Origin of the sequence: Bartonella birtlesii IBS 325 (assembly GCF_000273375.1) — a bacterium.
In the GTDB taxonomy this organism is placed as follows: domain Bacteria; phylum Pseudomonadota; class Alphaproteobacteria; order Rhizobiales; family Rhizobiaceae; genus Bartonella; species Bartonella birtlesii.
In genome coordinates, this window is sequence record NZ_CM001557.1 from 32,409 (window position 1) to 53,996 (window position 21,588).

The following is a 21,588-nucleotide window of genomic DNA, read 5'->3' on the forward strand; positions in this document are numbered from 1 at the left end:
GCCAAATTGGTAGTTATGAATGGAAAAACCCGCTCTGATCTCCTTAAAAAACGTCAGCCGTTATTTTAACAAGACGGCTGGCATTCCGGCTGTTGACAATTTATCTCTCAATATCCACGCAGGTGAAATTCTTGGTATTATTGGTCGTAGTGGAGCAGGAAAATCAACACTTATTCGCTGCTTAAATGGACTAGAGAGAATTGACGCAGGGTCTATTTTTTTTGAAGGCGTAGATGTTTCAAATCTGTCAGAAACACAATGGGCGCCTTACCGCCAACGTATTGGAATGATTTTTCAACATTTCAATCTTTTATCATCACAAAATATTCTTAATAACATCGCATTACCACTTAAATTAAGTGGTATAAACAAAAAACAGCGCTACAAACGTGCCCTTGAACTCATCGAATTGGTCGGCTTATGTGGTAAAGAGCACTGTTATCCGGCAGAATTGTCAGGAGGGCAAAAACAACGCGTTGGCATTGCACGCTCTTTAGCTGCTAATCCTAAAATATTGTTATCAGATGAAGCAACCTCTGCTCTGGACCCTGAAACAACACAATCTATTCTGGAACTTCTTGCTGATATTAACAATCGTCTAAATCTCACTATTGTACTCATTACCCACGAAATGGAAGTTGTACGCACTATTGCGCATCGCGTTGTTGTCCTCAATCAAGGACGCATTATGGAACAAGGACGTGTGAAAGACATTTTCACCTCTCCGCAAGAGGAAACAACCATTGCCATGCTCAAACTTGTTACTCCACAACTTCCTGAAAAATTTGCAAAAAATCTTAAACCAATAGGCCAAGAAGCTGTTATTGAAATCAATATTGCAGGTGAAATTGCCCAACAACCTTTTCTCAATCTTTTGGAAGATGAAATCGGTTTAAGAGCACGTATTCTGCATGGTGGTATTGATACAGTCCAAGGAGAAACCATCGGGCGACTATTCTTAGGTCTCCCAACAAAAGATAAAGAAGCTTTAGAAAAAGCTGTTCAGTGGTTGACAGAAAAAGGACAATATTGCGAGGTTTTAGGTTATGTTTAATGTTCTCTCTCGTGAACTCCCCAACGCTGTTTTTGATACAATCTTGATGACGATAAGCGCTTCTTTGATGGCGCTTATTATAGGACTTCCCCTTGGCCTTCTCCTTTACATAACCGCACGTGGAAGGATTTTTGCCTCCTGTCTTATCAATCGCCCTTTGAGTATCCTCATTGATAGTATTCGCGCCATTCCCTTTATTATTCTTGCATTTTATCTTCTTCCTGTCACCCGTATGGTTGTAGGAAGAGGTGTGGGAATGCCTTCTGTGATCTTTGTGCTCACAATCTCAGCTATTCCTTTTTATGCACGAATGGCAGAACTCTCTTTTAAAACCGTTGAAAACGGTCTAATTGAAGCTGTTCGTTCTATGGGAGCAAGCCGTCTTCAAATTATTAGGCATGTTCTTATTCCTGAAGCGCTCCCTAGCCTGATCACAGGTTTTACAGTCATGATTATTTCTCTTATAGGAGCCACTTCGCTTGCCGGATATCTCGGCGGAGGCGGTTTAGGCGACATGGCAATTCGCTATGGCTATCAACGCTATAATACCTCAATCATGACAAGTGTCATCATCCTTTTGATTATTCTTAATGTTATTACCCAGTGGTCTTCTGATAAAATTGTGCAGAGATTGGATAAGAAAAGACATTAAAATTTAACAATTTCAATTTTTCAAAACCATCATAATGAACAATGAAAATGATTTAGGTGGTATGAAAGGTCACTATGGTTATCAGCATTATAATAGCTCTATTATGATAAGCACCATCATCCTTTTGATCATTGTCCGTGTCATTACTCAATAATTATCTGATAAAATTGTGCACAAACGCGAGAGAACAAAGCACGTAAACAATTTAAGAGTTCGCGGGATTCTCTCCAACCACTGCCACAATAAGCCACTGAGCAATGAGAGCTGGTTTTTTTAACTGTTCAATTTCCACCGTGACGCCATAATGAAAAACAACCCGACCAGAAGGTCGAATCTCGGCATCATTTAAAACAAAACGAGCACGTACCTGTGTACCTGTTTTCACAGGGCTCATAAAACGCACTTTATCAAAACCATAATTAATCCCCATTGTTGCCCCCTCCAACTCTGGAAGAGCCTCATAAGCTAACGTAGACAAAAGTGATAAGGTTAAAAAACCATGTGCAATAGTACCACCAAAAGGTGTATTTCTAGCCTTTTTTTCATCCACGTGGATCCATTGATGATCATCTGTCGCTTGTGCAAATTGATTAATCATATCCTGCGTAACAAGACGCCACTCCGATACCCCGACTTCTTTCCCAATAAAATTGACGACATCTTGTACTGCTATTTTTTGCTGCATAACGCTCTTCCTATTTATTTGATAAAAGTCGCCCACGCCTCTTGCTTTTATAAAACCCATTGATTAGAGCATCAAGAATAAAAGATGAATTATTGTAAAAACAAACGCACCTGATAGAGTAGAAAATACCTTTTTGATAAGGTAATTTTCAAATGGGAAGAAAGAATGGCAAGCAATGTGAGCCTAACAGGTTTAGCGCGTGATTTGAAACAGCGTGCAGAAACCAACCCACCCATCCGTGTTGGACTCATTGGTTGTGGTGAAATGGGAACAGACCTATTGTCCACGGTTGCACATATGGATGGCATAGTAGTTGCAGCCGTTGCAACAAGAACACCCACACGTGTTTTTGATGCCGCAGCATTAGCCTATGGCGAAGATGGGCATGTACGAGAAATCGAAAATGCCCATGCCCTTACGCAAACTATTGAACAAGGTCTAATTGCAGCAACCGATGATCTTGATCTTGTTTTACACCATGAACAAATTGATATTATTGTTGATGCAACAGGTTATCCTGAAGCTGGAGCGAAAATTGGTATCAAAGCACTTGAAAACAACAAACATCTTGTCATGATGAATGTTGAAGCAGATGTTACAATTGGCACTTATCTCAAACATGAAGCAGAAAAACGAGGACTCATTTATACACTTGGTGCTGGAGATGAACCTACTTCTTGCATGGAACTTATCGAATTTGTTTCAGCCCTTGGGCATAAGATTGTAGCAGCTGGTAAGGGAAAAAATAATCCTCTACTCTTTGATGCCACACCTGATGCTTACGAAGAAGAAGCATTACGGCGTAATATGAATGTACGCATGTTGGTCGAATTTATTGATGGTTCCAAAACGATGGTTGAAATGGCAGCGATTGCCAATGCCACTGGTCTTCTCCCCGATTGCCCAGGAATGCATGGTCCACAAGCAGCACTTCAAGATTTAAGCAAAGTACTTATTCCAAAACAGGATGGTGGTATTTTGGAGAAATATGGCGTTGTAGATTACTCAACAGGCCAAGGTGTTTCTCCAGGTGTTTTTGTCATTGCAGAAATAGCACATCCACGTTTGCGCGAACGTATGGAAGATTTAAAAATTGGTCAGGGACCTTACTTTACCTTTCATCGCCCTTATCATCTCACAGCAATGGAAGTTCCCCTTACCTGTGCACGAATTATGCTCTATGGTAAAAAAGATATGGCACCTCTTGATCACCCCACAGCAGAAGTTTGCGCTGTTGCTAAAAAAGATTTATATCCTGGTGATCAGCTAGACTTTATCGGTCTTTATACTTATCGTGCGTGGATAATGAGCTATACAGAAGCCCGTACACACCAAGCCATCCCCTGCGGGCTTCTAGAAAAAGCAACCGTAACAGCTAAAATTAAAAAAATGAACTTATAACAGTGTATAATACCGCTATTCGTGAAGATCAGTGGATTGCACGTCTTCGCACCAAACAAAACCTTTTACTTCAAGACCTTTCTCATTCATGCATACCCTCCCCCCTATTACTTTAAATTTGTCTTATTGATTTATATTTAATTTATCGTTTTTCTTCCTGCATGAAAGCCGTGAATATATAGGGATATTTTTTATTTTATCCTGTTATGAAATATAAAAAACATTTTAAAAAGGGTAAAATATGCTTTTTATAAATAACTCTCATATTAACAGCAGGTAAAGAATATTAAAAGGCTAATAAAGAGAACGAGAGTGCTCGTTTTATAACTAAAAAAATAATCATAAACTGTAAAAAATTAGATTCTACCATTTTAAAAAGAAAAAACGTCAATTGCACAATTTAGAATTTTAATAATGCCAACACAAGATACATTTAGCGTTAACTAAAGCTTCCTTTCTATTCAATACAGTATAAATCATTTCAAATATTGATTTTTTAAACATAATGGGGTGAACCAAAAATACACAACTATAGTGTACAGAATAATCCTACAAGAGAGACAACAGCACTAACGAAATCACCAACACATAAAGAAGCAAAAAGTGATACAATACCTATTCCACCCCAAAAAGCTGAACCTGAAAATACAGAAACTTTTTCAACTTTTCCAAAAGCGAATCTATTTTGTCCTGCAAGATCATGGATAACAGCTCTATCTAGCGCTTCAATAACTATACTTTTCTCTAGTGTAGAAATAATTCTACCCTCTTGAAATTGATTTTTTACCAAACTTGCATTCCCTTCCACAGTTTGTACAAAAAAAAGAATAAAGACTGCAGAAACAATTGAATAAACAATATTGTTAAATATTTTAAACATAACTTTCTTTTCTCATCTTTTTTCTTTAAAACAATAAATAATTTTATGTATAAAAACCCAAAAATTATATTTTATAACTTATATATATACACATAATATATTAAAATATATTAAATAATACATTATGCAACATATAAAGACACAAAATTAACATAATTTAAATTCACACACTCTTTGAAAATTGGGAGCTCTCATAGCATATCAAAAATTGAAATAACTTTTTTCAATGAGGTTTACCATTAAAAATTTTTACTTCTGTTGCACCCTTATTTGTTGTAAAAGGACTTTTATTTGCGTTTGTCTCATAGATAGGTTAAATTGAAGGCTGCAACCTTAGCGCCTTTAATAACTTTGTTTCTATTAACTTTTCTTTTGGGCAATAATTCATGCTATCTGATATGCCTTTTCTTTCTCTCTTACCCCTGGGCGCACACGAATATCACGGGGATCACCTTCCTTTTGAAACAGACTGGATTATTGCTGAATCTTTTGCAAAAGCACTCACTTTACAAACAAAAGAACAATTTCCTATCGCACTTTTACCGGTTGAAAAAATTGGCTATTCTGTAGAACATATGGATATTAAGGGCACAAAAACCCTCAGCTTTTCTGATGCTATTGAGCGATGGATAAGTATTGGTGAGAACTGCTACCACAAAGGCATAAAACGTTTTCTTCTTCTCAATGCTCATGGAGGAAATTCACCTTTAATGAGCATTGTTATCACTGAACTACGAAGACGTTTTTCAATGCTTGCAGTAGCAACAAGTTGGAGTCGTTTTGGTCTCCCGCAAGGTTTTATGGAGCCCTCTCAACAGCATCTTGATATCCATGGAGGATTTATAGAAACCTCCCTCATGCTCTATTTAGCACCAGAAAAAGTACATATGGAAAAGGCTAAAAATTTTCATAATAAGCAAGCTGATATGATTGCCAATTATCGCTATTTACGCGCTTATGGTCCTCATGCCTTTGGGTGGAAAATGCAGGATCTGAACACACAAGGAGCAGCAGGCAATGCAAGTGAAGCAACGCCACAAGCAGGTGAAGCGATTTTTGCGCATATTCTTTGCGGACTTCGTGATTTACTTGAGGATATCAACCGATTTGAAATAAATGTATTACAATAAAAGACGTAAACCATGGAAAAGATACACAATACGCTCAGCAAAATCCCCGTTACGGTTCTCACAGGCTATCTTGGTTCAGGAAAAACTACTCTTCTCAATCGCATTCTCAGCGAAAACCATGGCAAACGTTATGCCGTCATTGTCAATGAATTTGGTGAAATTGGTATTGATAATGACCTTATTGTTGAATCAGACGAAGAAATTTACGAAATGAATAATGGCTGTGTTTGCTGTACCGTGCGTGGCGATCTTATTCGTATTTTGGAAAGTCTGATGCAACGCTCTCATCGATTTGATGCCATTATTTTAGAAACAACAGGACTTGCTGATCCCATTCCTGTTGCGCAAACTTTCTTTATGGATGATACTGTCCATGAAAAAACTGCTCTCGACAGTGTTATCGCAGTCGTTGATGCAAAACATTTTCCACTCCAGCTTAAAAAAAGCCGTGAAGCTGAAGATCAAATTGCCTTCTCTGACATTATTTTGTTAAATAAAATTGATCTTGTTAGTGCAGAAGAACGTGCACATGTGCAATCGCTTATTTTCGCAATTAATCCCCGAGCCATACTTTATGCAACGGAACGCGCCAATATCCCACTTAATAAACTCCTAGACCGTGGTTCATTTGACCTACAACGCACACTAGAAAACGATCCCCATTTCCTCAATCACCAGCATTCAGATCATGTGTGTGGTCCCGATTGCAGTCATCATCACGTACATCACCATACTTCCACCATTCATGATATTACGATAAGTTCCATAAGTTTAAAAACAAGTGCTCTTCATCCAGAAAAATTTTTCTCTTGGATCCAACAAGTAACTCAGAAACAAGGCCCTGATATTTTGCGTTTAAAGGGTATTATTGCCTTTCAAGGAGACGATGACCGTTATGTCGTTCAAGGCATACATATGATCCTTGAAGGACAACATCAACGTCCATGGCGTGAAGATGAAAAACGTGAAAGCCGACTTGTTTTCATTGGTCGCAATCTTGATCCCGAAAAGCTTAAAATTGGTTTTGAAAATTGTGCATAAGTGAGTGACAATGCCAAGCATTACCCATTATGATCTCCAAAGTTATTGTCTTTCCTGTGGCTTTATTGAGAATAAACCAACCTTCGTTTCCGTAGAAGGTTTAATTGTTTTTTTAGAATCTCCCCCCAAAACCATTAAAGTTCACCAAGGAATAATTTCAAGCCATTTTGCACATGATAACACAGCTATCATCACAGGTGGAGAAGATGGAAAGGTCTGTCAAACAACAGCAGATGGTCGTACAGAATTGCTAAGCAAACAAGAAAGCAAATGGATAAACAACGTTGCTTTTGGACCACAGAAAATTTTTGCCTTTTCCTCCTCACGTCGAACATGGGCAAATGTTGGTAACGGACTACAAGAACTCCTCCATGAACGCAGTATAGAAGGGCTTGCTTTCGCTCCAAAAGGTTTACGGCTTGCTGTTGCCCATTACAATGGTGTGACTCTTCATTGGTTATCAACGCAAATACCCCCAACCACATTAGCATGGAAAGGAGCCCATTGTGGTGTTACTTTCTCACCAGACAACCGCTACGTCATTTCCACTATGCAAGAAAACGCTCTCCATGGCTGGCGTCTTTCTGATAATCAACATTTACGCATGAGTGGCTATCCGAGCAAAGTTAAAAGCTGGTCATGGAGTGCAAAAGGAAAATGGCTAGCAACATCAGGCGCATCCGCAGCAATTGTTTGGCCTTTTCATGCGAAAGATGGTCCCATGGGAAAAACACCATTAGAACTCGGCACACGGGCAAATGCATTTGTCACCACTGTTTCATGCCATCCAAGCAAAGAGATTGTCGCAGTAGGTTTCAATGATGGAATGATTTTATGTGCACATTTTCATGATGGCAAAAAAGTTCTTCTCAAAGATTGTGGGAAAAGTGCTATCTCCACCCTAAACTGGGATAAAATGGGACATAACCTAATCTTTGGAAGTGAAGGGGGTGAATGTGGGATTATCAACATCACTGCCTAAGAAAAACATCAATAATAATAGGACAGATAAAAACAATCCCTCACCTTTCAGTAATGACGAAACCTTCCCTCCTTTTACAGCAGGTTTCCCCATTACAAAATACTAAAAAGATATATAATTCAAAACTATTTTTAAAAACGCTGTAAGCTTCAAAAAAATCATCACTGTAAAAACACAATAAAATGTATTTTGAATATTCTTTATGATATCTTATTCCTCCCCTTCTTCCTTGTTTAAAATAGGAAAAATACTAAAAAATATTTCAGAAACCACTTAAAAAGAAGAGAGAGATTAATCTCTACCAAGAGTGCATAGATTTTATGTTTTTATATAAGAAAAAAACATCAATACCAAATACAAATAATCCTTTGCAACACTATGCCATGAATATAAAGCATTTATCATGTGACATTTTCACTCATCAGCAAAGCAATCACATATTGTGACTCTTTTTATAAAGAAATAAAGAGCCCTTAAAAGACAATAAGAGAAATTTTAATAAATTAAAAGGTAGCAGAATATGCTGCCTCGCAAAAATACACATCCTATCTTATCAAAAACGATGGCGCAAACCAGCAGAAAAACCTGCTTCAGTAAGCCGATGCTGATAGATTACATCTCTATGAAGTGTGAATTCGGAGATAATTGTGCATTAAAACCAAGCCCTGCTTCAAGAAATAAACAAAAAGCACCCAACTAGAAATCTTTTTCAAAAGAGACAATCTGTTTATCTTCACAACTACGTGAAAGATAAAACTTATTATAAAAGGAAACAACACGACCTTCTTTAGAAGTAGAAAGAACCTTGGTAAAACGTCCACCAACACGCGCTATCCATTGTTCAACATTTCCCAAAATCAACATCAAGCTCATCAATATCACGCACACGATCAGACTGAAGATTCTGATAAATTAACTGCACCTGTGGATCAAAGAAAATACCCTTATGTCTCACAGCAAATGTTTTACCGCCCTTTATGGCAATATTGACCTGCTTACTTTTTAACGTCGCTGTTTTATCCCGAATAAGTAAGAGAGCATCCCATCCATAAGAGAAGAAGTGCTCGCTTTAACCAATAGAGAAGCCTGACTTTCAGCTTTTAACAATAAATCACCAAAGATCTTCGTCTTTTCTGAGAATTCAAGAGTGCCTCTAATCCCATAATTCTTAGCCCCCTTCACATAAATAGCAATACCGTCTGGAACTGTCATATTTGTCTGTGATAAATAAACGAATGCTTTCCCCGTTACAACTGTTTTAGATTCTAAAAGCTTTTCATCCTCCCATTGCCTCAATATTTTCGCAAGTTCTTCTAGAGCTAAAACATTAAAATACAGACCATATGCTCCCTCCCTCTGTATAAAAATATCATTTTTTTCTATCTTAATACTTGTATTCTGAAAGCCATTTTGTAAATTATATTTTTGTAATGATTTGCCATTTTCATCTGCATAACCTGAAAAATTTTTAATCAAGAAACCATGCATATGCTTAAGCTGAATCAATTATTTTTCAAATAAACATCACCATCTTGAGAAATCTCAAAAGCTTCTGGTAATATTCCCATAGCTTCACCACTATTTATTATAGCTTCTTCTCTCTGCCCTTGTCCCGTAATAACCATAATATCGAGAAGATAGTGCCCGCCAAACCGTGTTGAAAATGAGCCAGTCTGATTAAAAGTAACGGTACCGCTTGACATTCTAAACATTGCACCCAAACCACGAACAAGTCCAATCCCTGTCATATTTAAATTATCCGTCTCAATTTCGATATTCACACTCGATAAAGTAATATCCGTTTCTCTCCCCCATGCGTAAACAGCATGTGATATTCCCTTAATTGCCCCTACCGTCATACCAATAACTGCATTCTGAGCACGAATCCCAGCTATATCCTTAAAATTTGAAGCTATGAGATTAAGCCTTCCACCATTTTTTACATAAGCACTATATGCAGATATTTTATCTGGATTATCACCATAAACTGTTATCTGTGATGCATTAACAATAGTGTCTACATTTTCTATATACAGAGCTGCAACAAGCGCCATACGAAGAGACGTATGCTGAAAATTTTTAAGTAATAAACTCTATCTGCAAATGTGCGTACCCTACTATCATTAGCACTATAAAACGCCTTTCCTAAATCACCTGAAGTTCCTGCGGCATGAACATAACTAATTGGTAAAAAATAAAAAATAGCTGTTGTAAAAGTGCATAAAAATATATGATTACGAAATACATTGACCATAACTCTTCTTCACCCCTACTTAATAACGAAGAATATTTTGAATGTATTTAATTATAGTAAAGTTCTTAAAATATAAAAACGATAAACTAATTTAATACTTAATATAACAATTTATAATTATATATAAATCATTCTATATTTTATTTATAGCTAAAAACGATGACGTAAACCACTAGAAAAACTTACTTCAGAAAACCCAGCTTTAGTAAGCCGACGCTGATAGGTTATATTTCCATGAAATGCAAGCCTTGGAGATAATAGAGCATTAAAACCAAGCCCTACCTCTAAAGGAGTGCCAAAAGCACCTAATTGAAAATCTTTTTTAAAAGACACAATCTCTCTCTCTCTAAAATTATAGGAAATATAGAGCTTACTATAGAAAGAAATAACACGCCCTTCCTCAGAAGAAGAAAAAAACTTACTTAAACACCCACCAAAACGCGCTGTCCATTGATCAAATTTTCCCAAATCAACATCAATATTATCAACATCATGCACACGATTAAATTGAAGACGCTGATAGAGAAGCTGAATCTGTGGATTAAAAATGATACTCTTATGCCCTGCGATAAATGTTTTACCACTAGTCAAAGAAGTATTAAGCTGTCTTCCCTTTAACGTTGCTGTCTTATCCCGAATAAGGGTAAACACATCTCCCTTAAACAAACCATAAGAAAATACGCCATTTACGTAAAAATCTGTATCATGCTGCATATTTCCATAAGCAGCAACAGACCATTTATCAAATGGACTCTTTTTGCTATATTCAACATCTTGAGGATACAGGGAGAGGCTTCCATAAGTGCCCATAACCCCAAATAATGTGTGACTGTATAAACTTTCAATTTCTTTTAAAAAAATACCTGCTTCTAGTGCCGTATAATCGAGATCAGCCCCATACCCATATTCAAGAGCAGACAAATTTGAAGCATAATGATAATTTCCGCCATAACCACGAACAAAAAGGGGGAAATTTCATCATTTTTCAAAAGACTACCAGCAACCCTTCGCATAATTTTTAATTTTTTATTTTGAATGGTCAAATCCATCAAGCCAGCTTGGAACAGGGCATTGGGCAACAAAAGATATGTTGGCAATTGCGGAACAATAGCTCTAACTTGAGACTTAGGCTGAATATCAGGCTGAACAGAAACCTCTGGCAAAGAATCTACGGGTTTAAATGGCTCAGAAGACTTTGGCTCAATAGATGTAAGAGAGAAAGAAGCCGTGGGGTCAGATGGCTCAGATGATGGTACAGGCAAAGAAGATGCAGGAAGAGAATCCTTAGACAAAGTATTTACAAGAACAGATGGCTCAGATGGTAGTACCTCTGTAGGTGTTTTAGTTGGTACAAACGGCACAGATTGCGCAGAAGAAGGATTCTTTGGATCAGGTGGAATGGACGCAGATAGAGTGGAATCCGTAGGAAGAGAATCTACCAAAGCAGATGGTACAACAGAAGAAGGCTTTTTTTCAATAGATGTAAGAGAAAGAGAAGCCGTAGGATCAGGTGAATCAGATGATGGTACAGGCAAAGAAGGTGCAGGAAGAGAATCCTTAGACAAAGTATTTACAAGAACAGATGGCTCAGATGGTAGTACCTCTGTAGGCATTTTAGTTGGTACAAACGGCACAGATTGCGCAGAAGAAGGATTCTTTGGATCAGGTGGAATAGATTCGGATAGAGTGGAATCCGTAGGAGGAGAATCCACCGAAGCAGATGGAATAACAGAAGAAGACTTTGGTTCAATAGATATAGGTGAAAGAGAAGCTATAAGATCTGACGGTTCAAGTACTTCAGACAAAGACGGTGTAGATGATGGTACAGGCAGCGGTTCAATAGAAGAAGATGCAGAAACAGAATCCTTAGACGGAGGAATGACCGAATCGATTGGTTCAAATGGTGGAACTTCAGCAGAAGTTTCAGTTGGAACAAGTGGTGCAGGCACAGGTTGTACAGAAGAAGAATCCCTTGGATCAGCTGGAACAGGTACAACTGGAGCAGAATCCATAGATGGAGAAACTATAGGAGTAGATGCCTCAGCCCCGGAAGTCCCTGTTTCTACAGCTGTAGAAACGGTAGAAATAGAATTCGTAGGAGCAGATGTTTCAAATGATTCAGATACTTCAAGTAAAGACGGTGTTGATGCTACAGGCACTGAATCAACAGAAGGAGATTGTTCAGCTAAAGACGATGGAGGCGAAATGGGCTCTACTGGTGGCTCAGAAGGAACAATTCCTGATTCAGGGAGGGATGGTAAAAATGGAGAATCTAAAGACGAAACAGAAGTAGATTTAGATTCAGAAGAATTTGATTTAGGATCAATATAAACACCTTCGAGACGAAAATCCCAAAAATCTCCACTTCCTGCAACCAATCGATTCTCTAATTGTGATTGTCCCCAAGAAGAAGTTGGACCATAAGCGCGAAGATGATATTGATAAGGAAAACCATTAATTGTAATATAATTATTAATTAATTTAAAAGAATTTTCCTCCGCCGTCCCAGCAACTTGAACAAGTGAAATACTTTGACTTTCTTTATTGCCTACTTCTTCTCCTGAAGTTTTGGAAAAGTTTTCCATCACGAGCAATGTAGTTCCCCAGACATTCCCGTAGATCAGAATGCGATCAGTTTTCTCAGGATCAAATAAACCATTCTTATTGAGAAACGTGCCGAGCTTAATCTGAGTATTACCATCTGCACCATATACATACTCCTCGTCATCTAACATTACTTGGTTTATATCACTTTCTTTTCCAATATGCAGCGTTTGATAACCACTAGATTGATAATGATCAAAAGCAATTGTACTATCTTCAAGAGAAATACCTGAAAGCGATGAAACCGTAGCATCTGCCTCCTGTGAGCCTTTATATTTACTTTTGGTAAGAAGCCATTTAGAACCACGCTTTAAATTCAAATAAATATCAGAAGTATCTTCAACACGAGAATCTCCTGTAAGTGTAGAGGAATTTGCTTCAACGAGAAGATAAGAATCATTCTCAGCTTTTAATAACAAATCACCGGAGATTTTTGTGTTTTCTAAGTTAACTATAGCTTGAGCTCCATAAACATCATCTCCGGCACTATAAATAGCTATACCATCTGGAACCGTGAAATTTGTCTCTGATAAATAAACAAACGCTTCTCCCATAACAACTTGTTGCGCTTCGGAAAACGTTGAAGGTGTTATATAATCCTCTAACAAATCAACCCATGCATTTGGATCTAACCCATAAAAATACAGACCACGTGCTCCCTTCCCCTTAATAGAAATATCTGTATTTTCAATTTTAATATTTGTCTTTTTAAACTCATACGATGAATTAAATTTATTAATTAATTTGCCATTATCATCTGCATAACCTGTAAAATTTTTAATCAAAAAACCATGCATGCCAATAAGTTCTACCGGACTATTCCTTAATTGAACGTTACTACCTTGAAATACCTCAAAAGCGCCTAGTAATTTATCAATATTTTTTTCGTCTTCTATAACAGTTTCTCGTTTCCCTATTCCCTTAATAACAGTATTATCAAAAGTATATTGCCCTCCAAATTGTGCTGAAAACGCACCAATCTCATTAAAAGTAACGGTACTGCCTGACATCCTAATCTTTGAACCAAAACTGCTAACAAGACCTATCTCTTGTGTACTATTTAATTGACTTGGTTTAGTCTCAATATTTATACGCACCAAAGCAACATCGGTTTCTATCCCAAATGCATCCATAACAAGAGAAGTCCCCGTAATCGACCCATCTGTCATGCGAACAACTGAATTTTGAGCATGAAGTGCAAGAACATCCTTAAAATTTGCATTTTTTAAATCAAGATGTGCACCACCTTTTAGATATGCACCATACACATTTCCTTGACCTGAATTATCGCCCGTAACAGTTATCTCAGATGCATTAACAACTGTACCTTGTCCTTCTATATACAAAGCTGCAATAGGAGCGGAATCAGAAGAAACTCTCCAAGAATTTTTTAAATGATAAGTTTTATTTCTTATTGTGTGTTTTTTACCATCACCGCATATATACACACTCTCGCTGTCATCACAGTTTTTCTTAAAACTATTGGGAGCTGCATAAACACTCATGACGAGCAAAAAAGAAACAGGTGCAGCTGTAAAAGAGAATAAAAACCTATATTTTCTCAGTATATTAACCATATACCCCTCTCATAATCTCCCTCCCCCTTAATTTGTATCTAAAAGAAAATAAAATCTAAAATAATACTAAATTAAATACACAAATAATGAGAAGTATAAAATTTAAATATTCATTTTATACTTCTCATAACACTCTATAACTTACGTAAAACTTACTTTATATTTCATAAGTACTAAAAACGGTAGCGAAGACCGCCTGCAAAACGCGTTCCTGAAAAACCAGCTTTGCTTATCTTATGCTGATAAGTCACATCTCCATGCAAAGCAAAGTTCGAAGACAATTGCGCATTAAAACCAATTCCTGCTTCTAACAAAGAGCCAAAAGCACCCAACTGGAATTTATCTCCAAAATGCACGAACTGTTTTCCTGCAAAACTATGAGCAAGATGAAGCTTTCCACTGAAAGAAACAATGTTACCTGTTTGAGATGCAGGAAGTGTCTTGCTTAAACGTCCACCAGCACGCATTACCCACTGATTCAGTTTTCCTATTTCAATATCAAAACCATCGACATCAGATGCTTTATCAAAGAGCAGATTCTGATAAACAATCTGAATCTGTGGATCAAAAACAAGACCTTCATATCCTGTCATAAATCTCTTACCGCTAACCAAGGAAGCATTCAGAGAATTTCCCTTCAACGTTGCTGTTTTCCCTCTTTTAAGAGTAAGAACGTCGCCCTTAAACAATCCATAAGAAAACAAACCATCTAGATAAAAGCCACTATCACTCTGCATGCTGCCATAGGCTGTAACCGACCATTTATCAAATGCACTCTTCTTGCTCTCTATGACATCCTGAGGCTGTAGAGAAATTTTCCCATAAGTTCCTATAATTCCAAAACTTGTGTTACGATCTGCACTTTCTATTTCTTTCAGCAAAAAACCTGCCTCTACAGCATGATAACCAAGATTTCCTCCATAGCCATATTGAAGCTCAGGAAGATCCGAAACATAATGGTTATGTCCACCATAACCCCGCACAAAAAAAGCAGGATTTTCACTATTTTCCAAAAGACTTCCAACAGCAGCACGGAGTGTCTCTAGCTGTTTATTCTGATTACTAATATCGACTAAACCAGCATGAAACAAAGCATTTGGCAACAATAGATATGTTGGAACTTGTGGGACAACAGCTTTAACGCCCTCGTCAAAATAAAAAACAGAACCATCATGACCAGCAAAAACATCATTATGATGAGCATGAGATCTAATAGAGCGAGATATGCGAGAATGAGATACCTGCCCTTTTAACCGAGAGGCCTTCAATTGAGCAGAACGAGGAGAGCGCTGAACATATTCGGCTTCAAGGCGGAAATCCCAAAAATCTCCATTATAAATATTTTTTTCTTTAGCTAATTTGTTTTTATCTTTTTCTTGCCGATGAGAAGAATTAGGACCATAAGCACGCAGATTATATCGGTAAGGTGCCCCTCTTAAAGCTACATAATCAGTCGCCAGTTTAAAGGAATCTGCCTCGGCCTTTCCATAAACCTGAATAATTGAAACACTTGGGCTCTCCTTTTGCTCACCTTGGCTACGCCCCTTTCCTTGCGCTGTAGCAGCTGAAATTTCCACAACCTGCACTTTTGTTTTTCCATAAACATCACCATAGACAACAAGTTTATCAGCCTTTATTTCCTTTTTTTGACCATCCGTAGCAAAAGATGCATTTACAATAAGTCGCGCATTGCTTGCAACATATGCATAATCTGAGACAAGATCATCTGCCCCAATCTGAAGAGTTTGATAATGACCATCTTTCGGTTTTTGGAAAAAAATAGAACTGTTAACATTCCTTACAAATGAAACAGATGAAACCGTAGATTGTACATTTTTTCGGTTATTACTTTTTCTTGGTGTCACAGTCCATTGCGATTTATTAAACAAATTAAGCTCTGCATAAGAGCTTTTATCAATATGCGTGCTCCCTGTAAGAAAAGAAGCATCAGCTAAAACTGACGCATATGAATTATTTTTAATCTCTAATAACCGATTAGCAAAGATACGTGACCCCTCTATTGCAGTGATATAAGAGGATCTTCTGATATCATCAGCATAAATAGCCGTGCCATTAGGAACTTTTAAAGAGCTCTTCTTAAAAAGAACCTCCCCTAATGGAAACAACGCCTCTCCTTCCGTATATTTATCTTCTGAAAGACCTCCCAGAAAATACAACCCACGAACCCCGTGTCCCTTAAGAGTAATATCTGAACTTTCAAACACAATATCAGACTTACCGCTCATTCCTTGCGAACCTTTTTCTTTTTGCTCAAGCAAAGAAAAAGCTGGGGCACTTTCAGCTACTAAACCATAAACATTGCTAACATTAACCGTGTTATCCCTAACAAGGAGAGCCCCACCTTGTTCTACGCCGAAAATCGCCTGATTTACACCATTATTACGACCACTTACTTTTTTACTATTATGTGTATTTTTTCCACTACTGGTAATTGAACCGCTTTCCAAAACAACCTTTGTCTTTTTGGGTGAAAACACATCTGATGTAATTGTGCCAGCTTTTTTTAATTTTAAAATCCCATCAATATTTAATGCTTTCTCTCCTACCTTAATAGAAGCCGGCGAAAACCCCTTTATAACTGTAACACCAGCAATATCAGGACGGGCAACATCAGTGTTCTCAATTTTCCCAAGATCATCACATTTATGTGAATTTAAAAGGGAACTGCATGAAGGTTTAGAATCTTGTGCTCCAGCATTTATATTGGTTATAAAGAAAAAAACCGATGTTGTAAGGGCACATAAACATACATGGTGTTTTAAGACTTTAATCATAATTTACTACAAACTTTCTTATCTCATTCACATAAAAAACTGAGGAGACATATCTACCGATAGCTCCATTAAGAAGTTTTCTGTAATTCGTTTTGTGTTGTATGTAAAGTTAAAATCAAAAAAATAACACAATAAAGTCACTATTTGTATTTTAAAAATTTTGCTAAAAATATATCAAGAAAAAATGCAATTAAAAATGATAACAGAATCCACTAGGAAAATGTGTTCCAAAAAAACCAGCTTTGGTAAATTTAGATAGGTCAGATCGCTATGAAATGTAATCTTTGTAAACAATTGTGCATAAACACCCAACCTTGCTTCCAGAAAAGAACCCAAAGCACCCAATAGAAAAGTATCCCCCCAATACACGAATTATTTATCACTAAAATCACCAACAAAATGAAATTTACCATAGAAAGAAACCACATGTGCTTCTTCAAATGCTGTAAGAACCTTGGTTAAATACCGGTCAACACGCGCCATCCAATAATCTGGTCTTCTCATTTCAATATCAACACCCTTAACATCATATGTCTTACAATAACTGAAGATGTTGATAAACAAATTGTATCTGTGGATTAAAAACAAAATTTTCGCACCCCACTATAAACGCTTTACCTGTTATCTAAGTACTTTTGCCTACATAACCATTTACATACGAAATACCATTAATAATGATAGCATCTGCTCCAATGACTGTATTTTCCCCTCAGGCCTCTATCACTGCATCAGGATTTTCACTCCTAACTATATAAGTTTTTTCAGAGATTTTATGTTCTTTTCCATCATTACAGTGATAAAATGAAGCATTTTTACTACATGAAAATTGTCTCTTGCCAGCAGATTAATCATGAGCATCAGCATTATGTACAAAAATAAGAATAATTATTGTAAAATGACATAAAGAGGGGTGATTTTTAAATATTTTGATCATAATTTCTATAGATTTCCTTCCTGTTCCTATGAAAAACAACAAACCAACTTTCACGTAATTTCTTTTATTAATTGTGCACAAGAGATATAATACATTTTATATTTTGTTGATCCGTTATGTGTTTTATGTAAAGGTAAAAAATCACGCCCCAAAGCTGCAATATCAGCAAAAATACAATCAAAAAGAAAAGCACATACCCCCTCAAAAAACATTCTCTAAAAACAGTAAATTTGTAGGAATGGAAAGCAACCCAACAAAAGCAAGGAAATTTTAAAAAGAAAAAACTCTAAAAATAACTAAACGACTGTTATCAAAAAAGCCACAAATATAATTTGTGGCTTTTCAAAATATTCATTACAAAACCAAATTAAAAACGATAGCGCACCCCTCCAGAAAAACTTATTCCAGAAAATCCACCCTTAGCAAGCTTATGCTGATAAGCCAGATCTGCATTAAGGGCAAATTTTTGAGTAAACTGAGCATTAAAACCAAAACCAGCTTCTAGAGAAGAGCCAAAAGCACCTAAATGGAAAACATCTTTAAAGCGCACAGATTTTTTTTCTCCAAAACTATGAGCAAGATGAAGTTTCCCATATAAAGAAATATTACCCCTCTTTTCAGGCATAGAAAGGCTCTTACTCAAACGTCCACCAACACGTGCCACCCATTGATTAAGCCTGCCCATCTCAATATCAAAACCATCAATATCATGGGACTTATCAAACTGGAGATGTTGATAAATAACCTGAACTTGCGGATCAAATACAAAACCTTCATATCTCGTTGCAATTGTCTGACCACCAGTCAAAGAAACACTTAAAGGATTGCCTTTTAATGTAGCAGTTTTACCTCGTGCAAGGGTAGACACATCACCTTTAAACAAACCATAGGATAAAAGACCATCCACGTAGAAGCCGGCATCACACTGTATACTACCATATGCTGTCGCCGTCCATTTATCAAATGTGCTTTCTTGGCTTTGTGTAACACCTAAAGGTTTTAGAGAAAGTTTTCCATAAGATCCCATAACCCCGAAGGATACGACACTATCAGCATTTTCAATTTTTTGCAATAAAAGTCCTGCCTCTACAGCCTGATAACCTAAATCGCCTTCGTAACCATACTCAAACACAGACAAATCTGAAGTGTAACGGTAACTTCCACCATATCCACGCAAAAAGGAAGCAGGATTTGCGCCAGTACTTAATATCCCATTTGATATACCCCGTTGTATCTCCAACTGCTTATTTTGGTTGCTGATATCCATTAAACCAGTATGCAATATACTATTTGGCAAAAGCAAATAATTTGAAACTTGCGGAACAACAGCCTTAACACCTTGCTTGGAATGGGAAGAAGGCCTAGAATCCTGAGTTTTTCTAGATGTCGTATCAGAATCAACAATTCCATTTTCGAGGCGGAAATCCCAAAAATCTCCTTCACCCTCAACCAATCTTTGAGAAATATTTGCTTCTCCTAATTCAGAGCCTGGACCATAAGCGCGAAGCCTATACTGATAAGGCAAACCACCCAGTGCAATATAATCACCATCCAATTCAAAAGAATCCTTCTCTGCCTTTCCAGAAACCTGAATAACTGAGATACCTTTGGCATTTTCATAACGCCCCGTACCACCTCCTGGACTTCCAGCAACGCTTTGCACATGTACTACTGTTTTCCCTTCAACATCACCATAGATTAAAAGCCGATCCGTTTTTTGATCTTGAAGAGCACCACCCTTATTTAAATAAGTGTTTAAATAAAGGCGCGCATTGCCTTGCGCCTTATAAACCTCACCTGTTCCTCTCCCAACACGAAGCGTCTGATAACCATCAACTATGTTAGTTTCTGATTGTTCAAAAACAATAGAACTATTACTAAGATGTATCAATGAAATCGATGAAACACCTATAGCATCAGAATCTTGCAAACTTTTATTTTTTGGTCGTGACAAAATCCATTTTGAATCATCTCTTAACCGAAATTCAGCAGAAGAATCTGCATCAATACGTGCCCCCCCCACAAGTGTAGAAGCATCAGCCGAAATTTTTACAAAAGAGCCATTCTCAGCCTTCAGTAACAAATCTCCAGAAAGTTGGGAATTTCCGAAAAGTTTGATAAGACCACCGGATTTGTTACTATAAATAGCGGTACTATTTGGAACCATAAACTTAGTATCGTATAAATAAACATTCCCTCGCACAGGCAAGTTCCCCTCCGGCACACCTCCGAATAATTCGCTTTCCCCCCAAAAACGATAAATTCTTTCTTTTGTAAAAGATTCTTTCTTACCTTCAAACTCTCCCTCCCCCGAAAAATGGAAACCATAAGATTCATGTCCCTTCACCACAACAGTGGAACCAAAAAAATCAATATAATGAAGTTCTCCCTGAAATGATACAGCATGAGTATCGATAACCTCAACGTTACCTTTCACAAAAAGAATAAAGCCACCATATTGTGACATCTGAAAAGCTGAATTTTTAGCATCATTGGCTATACTTTTTTCTTGGATGCCTTTTTCAGCAATCGAGACATTGTTTAACACAACGTGTCCCTCTTCTCCTGTATAAACTGCATCACCATTTATAAAATTAATCACTCCTTCCTTTATATCAACCCGTCCAAATTTATCTGCCATTATGCCATATTTCCAAAAGCTTTTTTTTGAACCATTGTTTATATTTGAAGCACTATTAATAGTTATATTCTCGCCAAAAATTTTTGTTCCGTTTTCAGATATGTTTATAGCCGCCTCTTCAGCATTGTGCTCATCAGTGAACTGATAAGTTTTACTAGAAATACGATGTCTTTTACCATCATTACACCGATAAAATGCGGTCATAACACATGAAGTTTTCTTCGGACTATTTTGTATCTCACCATCAACAGAAGAATGAGCTTGTGCCTCAGAACTAACAACAGCATCAACTTGATCTTTAGCATTAACACTTTGTACAAAAAAAAGAATAGCCGTAGTCAAAGCACATAAAGAAAGATGTTTTGTAAATATTGTAACCATAATTCCACCATAATTTCTTTCCCCCATCAAATAAAAGACACACCCAACCACATTGCCTTAATCAAAAACAATGTTTAATACGCTTCATCAGAATATTGCGTAGGTTATTAATATGTTTTGTATTTTATGTAAACACAGAATTAAAAATTTTCTAAAAATAAAAGACAATAAAAAAGTGCACTATAAAAAGCTGTTGCACAAAAACAACTAATGCGTGCTTCCATTCTTACCAAAGAAAAATAATCAACCCTAAAAAATACGTAATTGAAATAAATAAGAGAATTAATAAATAATTACGGTATTTATCATCAAAGAAGCAAAAATATTATGTATACTTATCTAAATTATCTCTGATAATAGGATTACAGCTTCATTTAGGAAAAGTAAAAGTCATAAAGGTAAAAAACCAATTTCCATCTTTACTGCTTCCTTTTTAATGCCTACTTTACAATCTTCAAAAACATTTAAACGCCCTATTCGCTCTATTCAAAGAGTAACAACGCATTTTCTCTTATTTTCCTTACTGCTTTTTCTGAAATAGAATTATATCCCTCACAAAAACAGCAAAGCATTGTGC

The 21,588-nt window shown here is 36.8% G+C and carries 15 protein-coding genes and 1 pseudogene; 6 read left to right on the forward strand and 10 right to left on the reverse strand.

The features are described 5' to 3' along the window. Positions 1–19: 19 nt before the first annotated feature. Both QWU_RS00140 and QWU_RS00145 read left to right on the forward strand, forming a co-directional pair. Entirely contained in the window at positions 20–1,054 is a 1,035-nt protein-coding gene (locus tag QWU_RS00140; RefSeq protein WP_006590382.1) for a methionine ABC transporter ATP-binding protein, read from the forward strand. Next, the gene (locus tag QWU_RS00145) at positions 1,047–1,706 is read left to right on the forward strand and encodes a methionine ABC transporter permease (RefSeq protein WP_006590383.1); all 660 of its coding nucleotides are present in this window, start codon (positions 1,047–1,049) and stop codon (positions 1,704–1,706) included. Before QWU_RS00140 ends, QWU_RS00145 begins: the two co-directional genes overlap by 8 nt. A 205-nt stretch (positions 1,707–1,911) precedes the next feature. On the opposite strand, the gene QWU_RS00150 is transcribed toward QWU_RS00145, so the two are convergent. Then, entirely contained in the window at positions 1,912–2,391 is a 480-nt protein-coding gene (locus QWU_RS00150) for a MaoC family dehydratase (RefSeq protein ID WP_006590384.1), read from the reverse strand. Between the two features lie 165 nt (positions 2,392–2,556). Here QWU_RS00150 and QWU_RS08765 point away from each other — a divergent pair. Next, positions 2,557–3,908, forward strand: a pseudogene (locus tag QWU_RS08765) (NAD(P)H-dependent oxidoreductase). 413 nt (positions 3,909–4,321) lie between these two features. On the opposite strand, the gene QWU_RS00160 reads toward QWU_RS08765, so the two are convergent. Then, entirely contained in the window at positions 4,322–4,672 is a 351-nt protein-coding gene (locus QWU_RS00160; RefSeq protein ID WP_006590386.1) for a hypothetical protein, read from the reverse strand. 386 nt (positions 4,673–5,058) lie between these two features. Here QWU_RS00160 and QWU_RS00165 point away from each other — a divergent pair, with 386 nt between their 5' ends. From QWU_RS00165 to QWU_RS00175, 3 genes are read left to right on the forward strand one after another with little or no spacing between them, the layout of a single operon-like run. Continuing rightward, entirely contained in the window at positions 5,059–5,802 is a 744-nt protein-coding gene (locus QWU_RS00165) for a creatininase family protein (RefSeq protein ID WP_006590387.1), read from the forward strand. A gap of 12 nt (positions 5,803–5,814) precedes the next feature. After that, complete coding sequence (locus QWU_RS00170) at positions 5,815–6,843, forward strand: CobW family GTP-binding protein (RefSeq protein WP_006590388.1); 1,029 nt, start codon at positions 5,815–5,817, stop codon at positions 6,841–6,843. Between the two features lie 10 nt (positions 6,844–6,853). Continuing rightward, the gene (locus tag QWU_RS00175) at positions 6,854–7,825 is read left to right on the forward strand and encodes a WD40 repeat domain-containing protein (RefSeq protein ID WP_006590389.1); all 972 of its coding nucleotides are present in this window, start codon (positions 6,854–6,856) and stop codon (positions 7,823–7,825) included. A 696-nt stretch (positions 7,826–8,521) separates the two neighbouring features. Here the strand turns inward: QWU_RS00175 and QWU_RS09860 are convergent. From QWU_RS09860 to QWU_RS00230, 8 genes are all read right to left on the reverse strand, one after another. Further along, the gene (locus tag QWU_RS09860) at positions 8,522–8,698 is read right to left on the reverse strand and encodes a hypothetical protein (RefSeq protein WP_155816200.1); all 177 of its coding nucleotides are present in this window, start codon (positions 8,696–8,698) and stop codon (positions 8,522–8,524) included. 129 nt (positions 8,699–8,827) lie between these two features. Beyond that, positions 8,828–9,301: a hypothetical protein gene (locus tag QWU_RS09530; RefSeq protein WP_144062912.1), complete on the reverse strand. Its 474-nt coding sequence runs from the start codon at positions 9,299–9,301 to the stop codon at positions 8,828–8,830. Between the two features lie 26 nt (positions 9,302–9,327). Further along, positions 9,328–9,879, reverse strand: coding sequence for a hypothetical protein (locus tag QWU_RS09535; RefSeq protein WP_006590392.1), 552 nt, complete (start codon positions 9,877–9,879; stop codon positions 9,328–9,330). 350 nt (positions 9,880–10,229) lie between these two features. Then, the gene (locus QWU_RS10205) at positions 10,230–11,000 is read right to left on the reverse strand and encodes an autotransporter domain-containing protein (protein ID WP_050980777.1); all 771 of its coding nucleotides are present in this window, start codon (positions 10,998–11,000) and stop codon (positions 10,230–10,232) included. Beyond that, on the reverse strand, positions 10,949–14,260 hold the full coding sequence (locus QWU_RS08775) for an autotransporter (protein WP_050980778.1): 3,312 nt from the start codon (positions 14,258–14,260) through the stop codon (positions 10,949–10,951). Before QWU_RS08775 ends, QWU_RS10205 begins: the two co-directional genes overlap by 52 nt. A gap of 173 nt (positions 14,261–14,433) precedes the next feature. Continuing rightward, positions 14,434–17,055 (reverse strand): autotransporter outer membrane beta-barrel domain-containing protein, encoded by a 2,622-nt coding sequence (locus tag QWU_RS00205; protein WP_006590395.1) that lies wholly within the window; start codon positions 17,053–17,055, stop codon positions 14,434–14,436. 372 nt (positions 17,056–17,427) lie between these two features. Then, positions 17,428–17,559 carry a hypothetical protein gene (locus QWU_RS10450; RefSeq protein ID WP_274532056.1) on the reverse strand — a complete coding sequence of 44 codons (132 nt, stop codon included), beginning with the start codon at positions 17,557–17,559 and terminating at the stop codon, positions 17,428–17,430. A gap of 797 nt (positions 17,560–18,356) precedes the next feature. Further along, positions 18,357–21,011: an autotransporter outer membrane beta-barrel domain-containing protein gene (locus tag QWU_RS00230; RefSeq protein ID WP_050980791.1), complete on the reverse strand. Its 2,655-nt coding sequence runs from the start codon at positions 21,009–21,011 to the stop codon at positions 18,357–18,359. Between the last annotated feature and the right edge of the window lie 577 nt (positions 21,012–21,588).

What these genes read in the sequence shown, in the direction of transcription:
- QWU_RS00175 (WP_006590389.1), top strand. Translation starts at nt 6,854, where the DNA reads ATGCCAAGCATTACCCATTATGATCTCCAAAGTTATTGTCTTTCCTGT.
- QWU_RS09860 (WP_155816200.1), bottom strand. Translation starts at nt 8,698, where the DNA reads ATGAGCTTGATGTTGATTTTGGGAAATGTTGAACAATGGATAGCGCGT.
- QWU_RS09535 (WP_006590392.1), bottom strand. Translation starts at nt 9,879, where the DNA reads ATGGCGCTTGTTGCAGCTCTGTATATAGAAAATGTAGACACTATTGTT.
- QWU_RS10450 (WP_274532056.1), bottom strand. Translation starts at nt 17,559, where the DNA reads ATGAGAAGACCAGATTATTGGATGGCGCGTGTTGACCGGTATTTAACC.
- QWU_RS00140 (WP_006590382.1), top strand. Translation starts at nt 20, where the DNA reads ATGGAAAAACCCGCTCTGATCTCCTTAAAAAACGTCAGCCGTTATTTT.
- QWU_RS00160 (WP_006590386.1), bottom strand. Translation starts at nt 4,672, where the DNA reads ATGTTTAAAATATTTAACAATATTGTTTATTCAATTGTTTCTGCAGTC.
- QWU_RS00205 (WP_006590395.1), bottom strand. Translation starts at nt 17,055, where the DNA reads ATGATTAAAGTCTTAAAACACCATGTATGTTTATGTGCCCTTACAACA.
- QWU_RS00150 (WP_006590384.1), bottom strand. Translation starts at nt 2,391, where the DNA reads ATGCAGCAAAAAATAGCAGTACAAGATGTCGTCAATTTTATTGGGAAA.
- QWU_RS00145 (WP_006590383.1), top strand. Translation starts at nt 1,047, where the DNA reads ATGTTTAATGTTCTCTCTCGTGAACTCCCCAACGCTGTTTTTGATACA.
- QWU_RS08775 (WP_050980778.1), bottom strand. Translation starts at nt 14,260, where the DNA reads ATGGTTAATATACTGAGAAAATATAGGTTTTTATTCTCTTTTACAGCT.
- QWU_RS00165 (WP_006590387.1), top strand. Translation starts at nt 5,059, where the DNA reads ATGCTATCTGATATGCCTTTTCTTTCTCTCTTACCCCTGGGCGCACAC.
- QWU_RS00230 (WP_050980791.1), bottom strand. Translation starts at nt 21,011, where the DNA reads ATGGTTACAATATTTACAAAACATCTTTCTTTATGTGCTTTGACTACG.
- QWU_RS00170 (WP_006590388.1), top strand. Translation starts at nt 5,815, where the DNA reads ATGGAAAAGATACACAATACGCTCAGCAAAATCCCCGTTACGGTTCTC.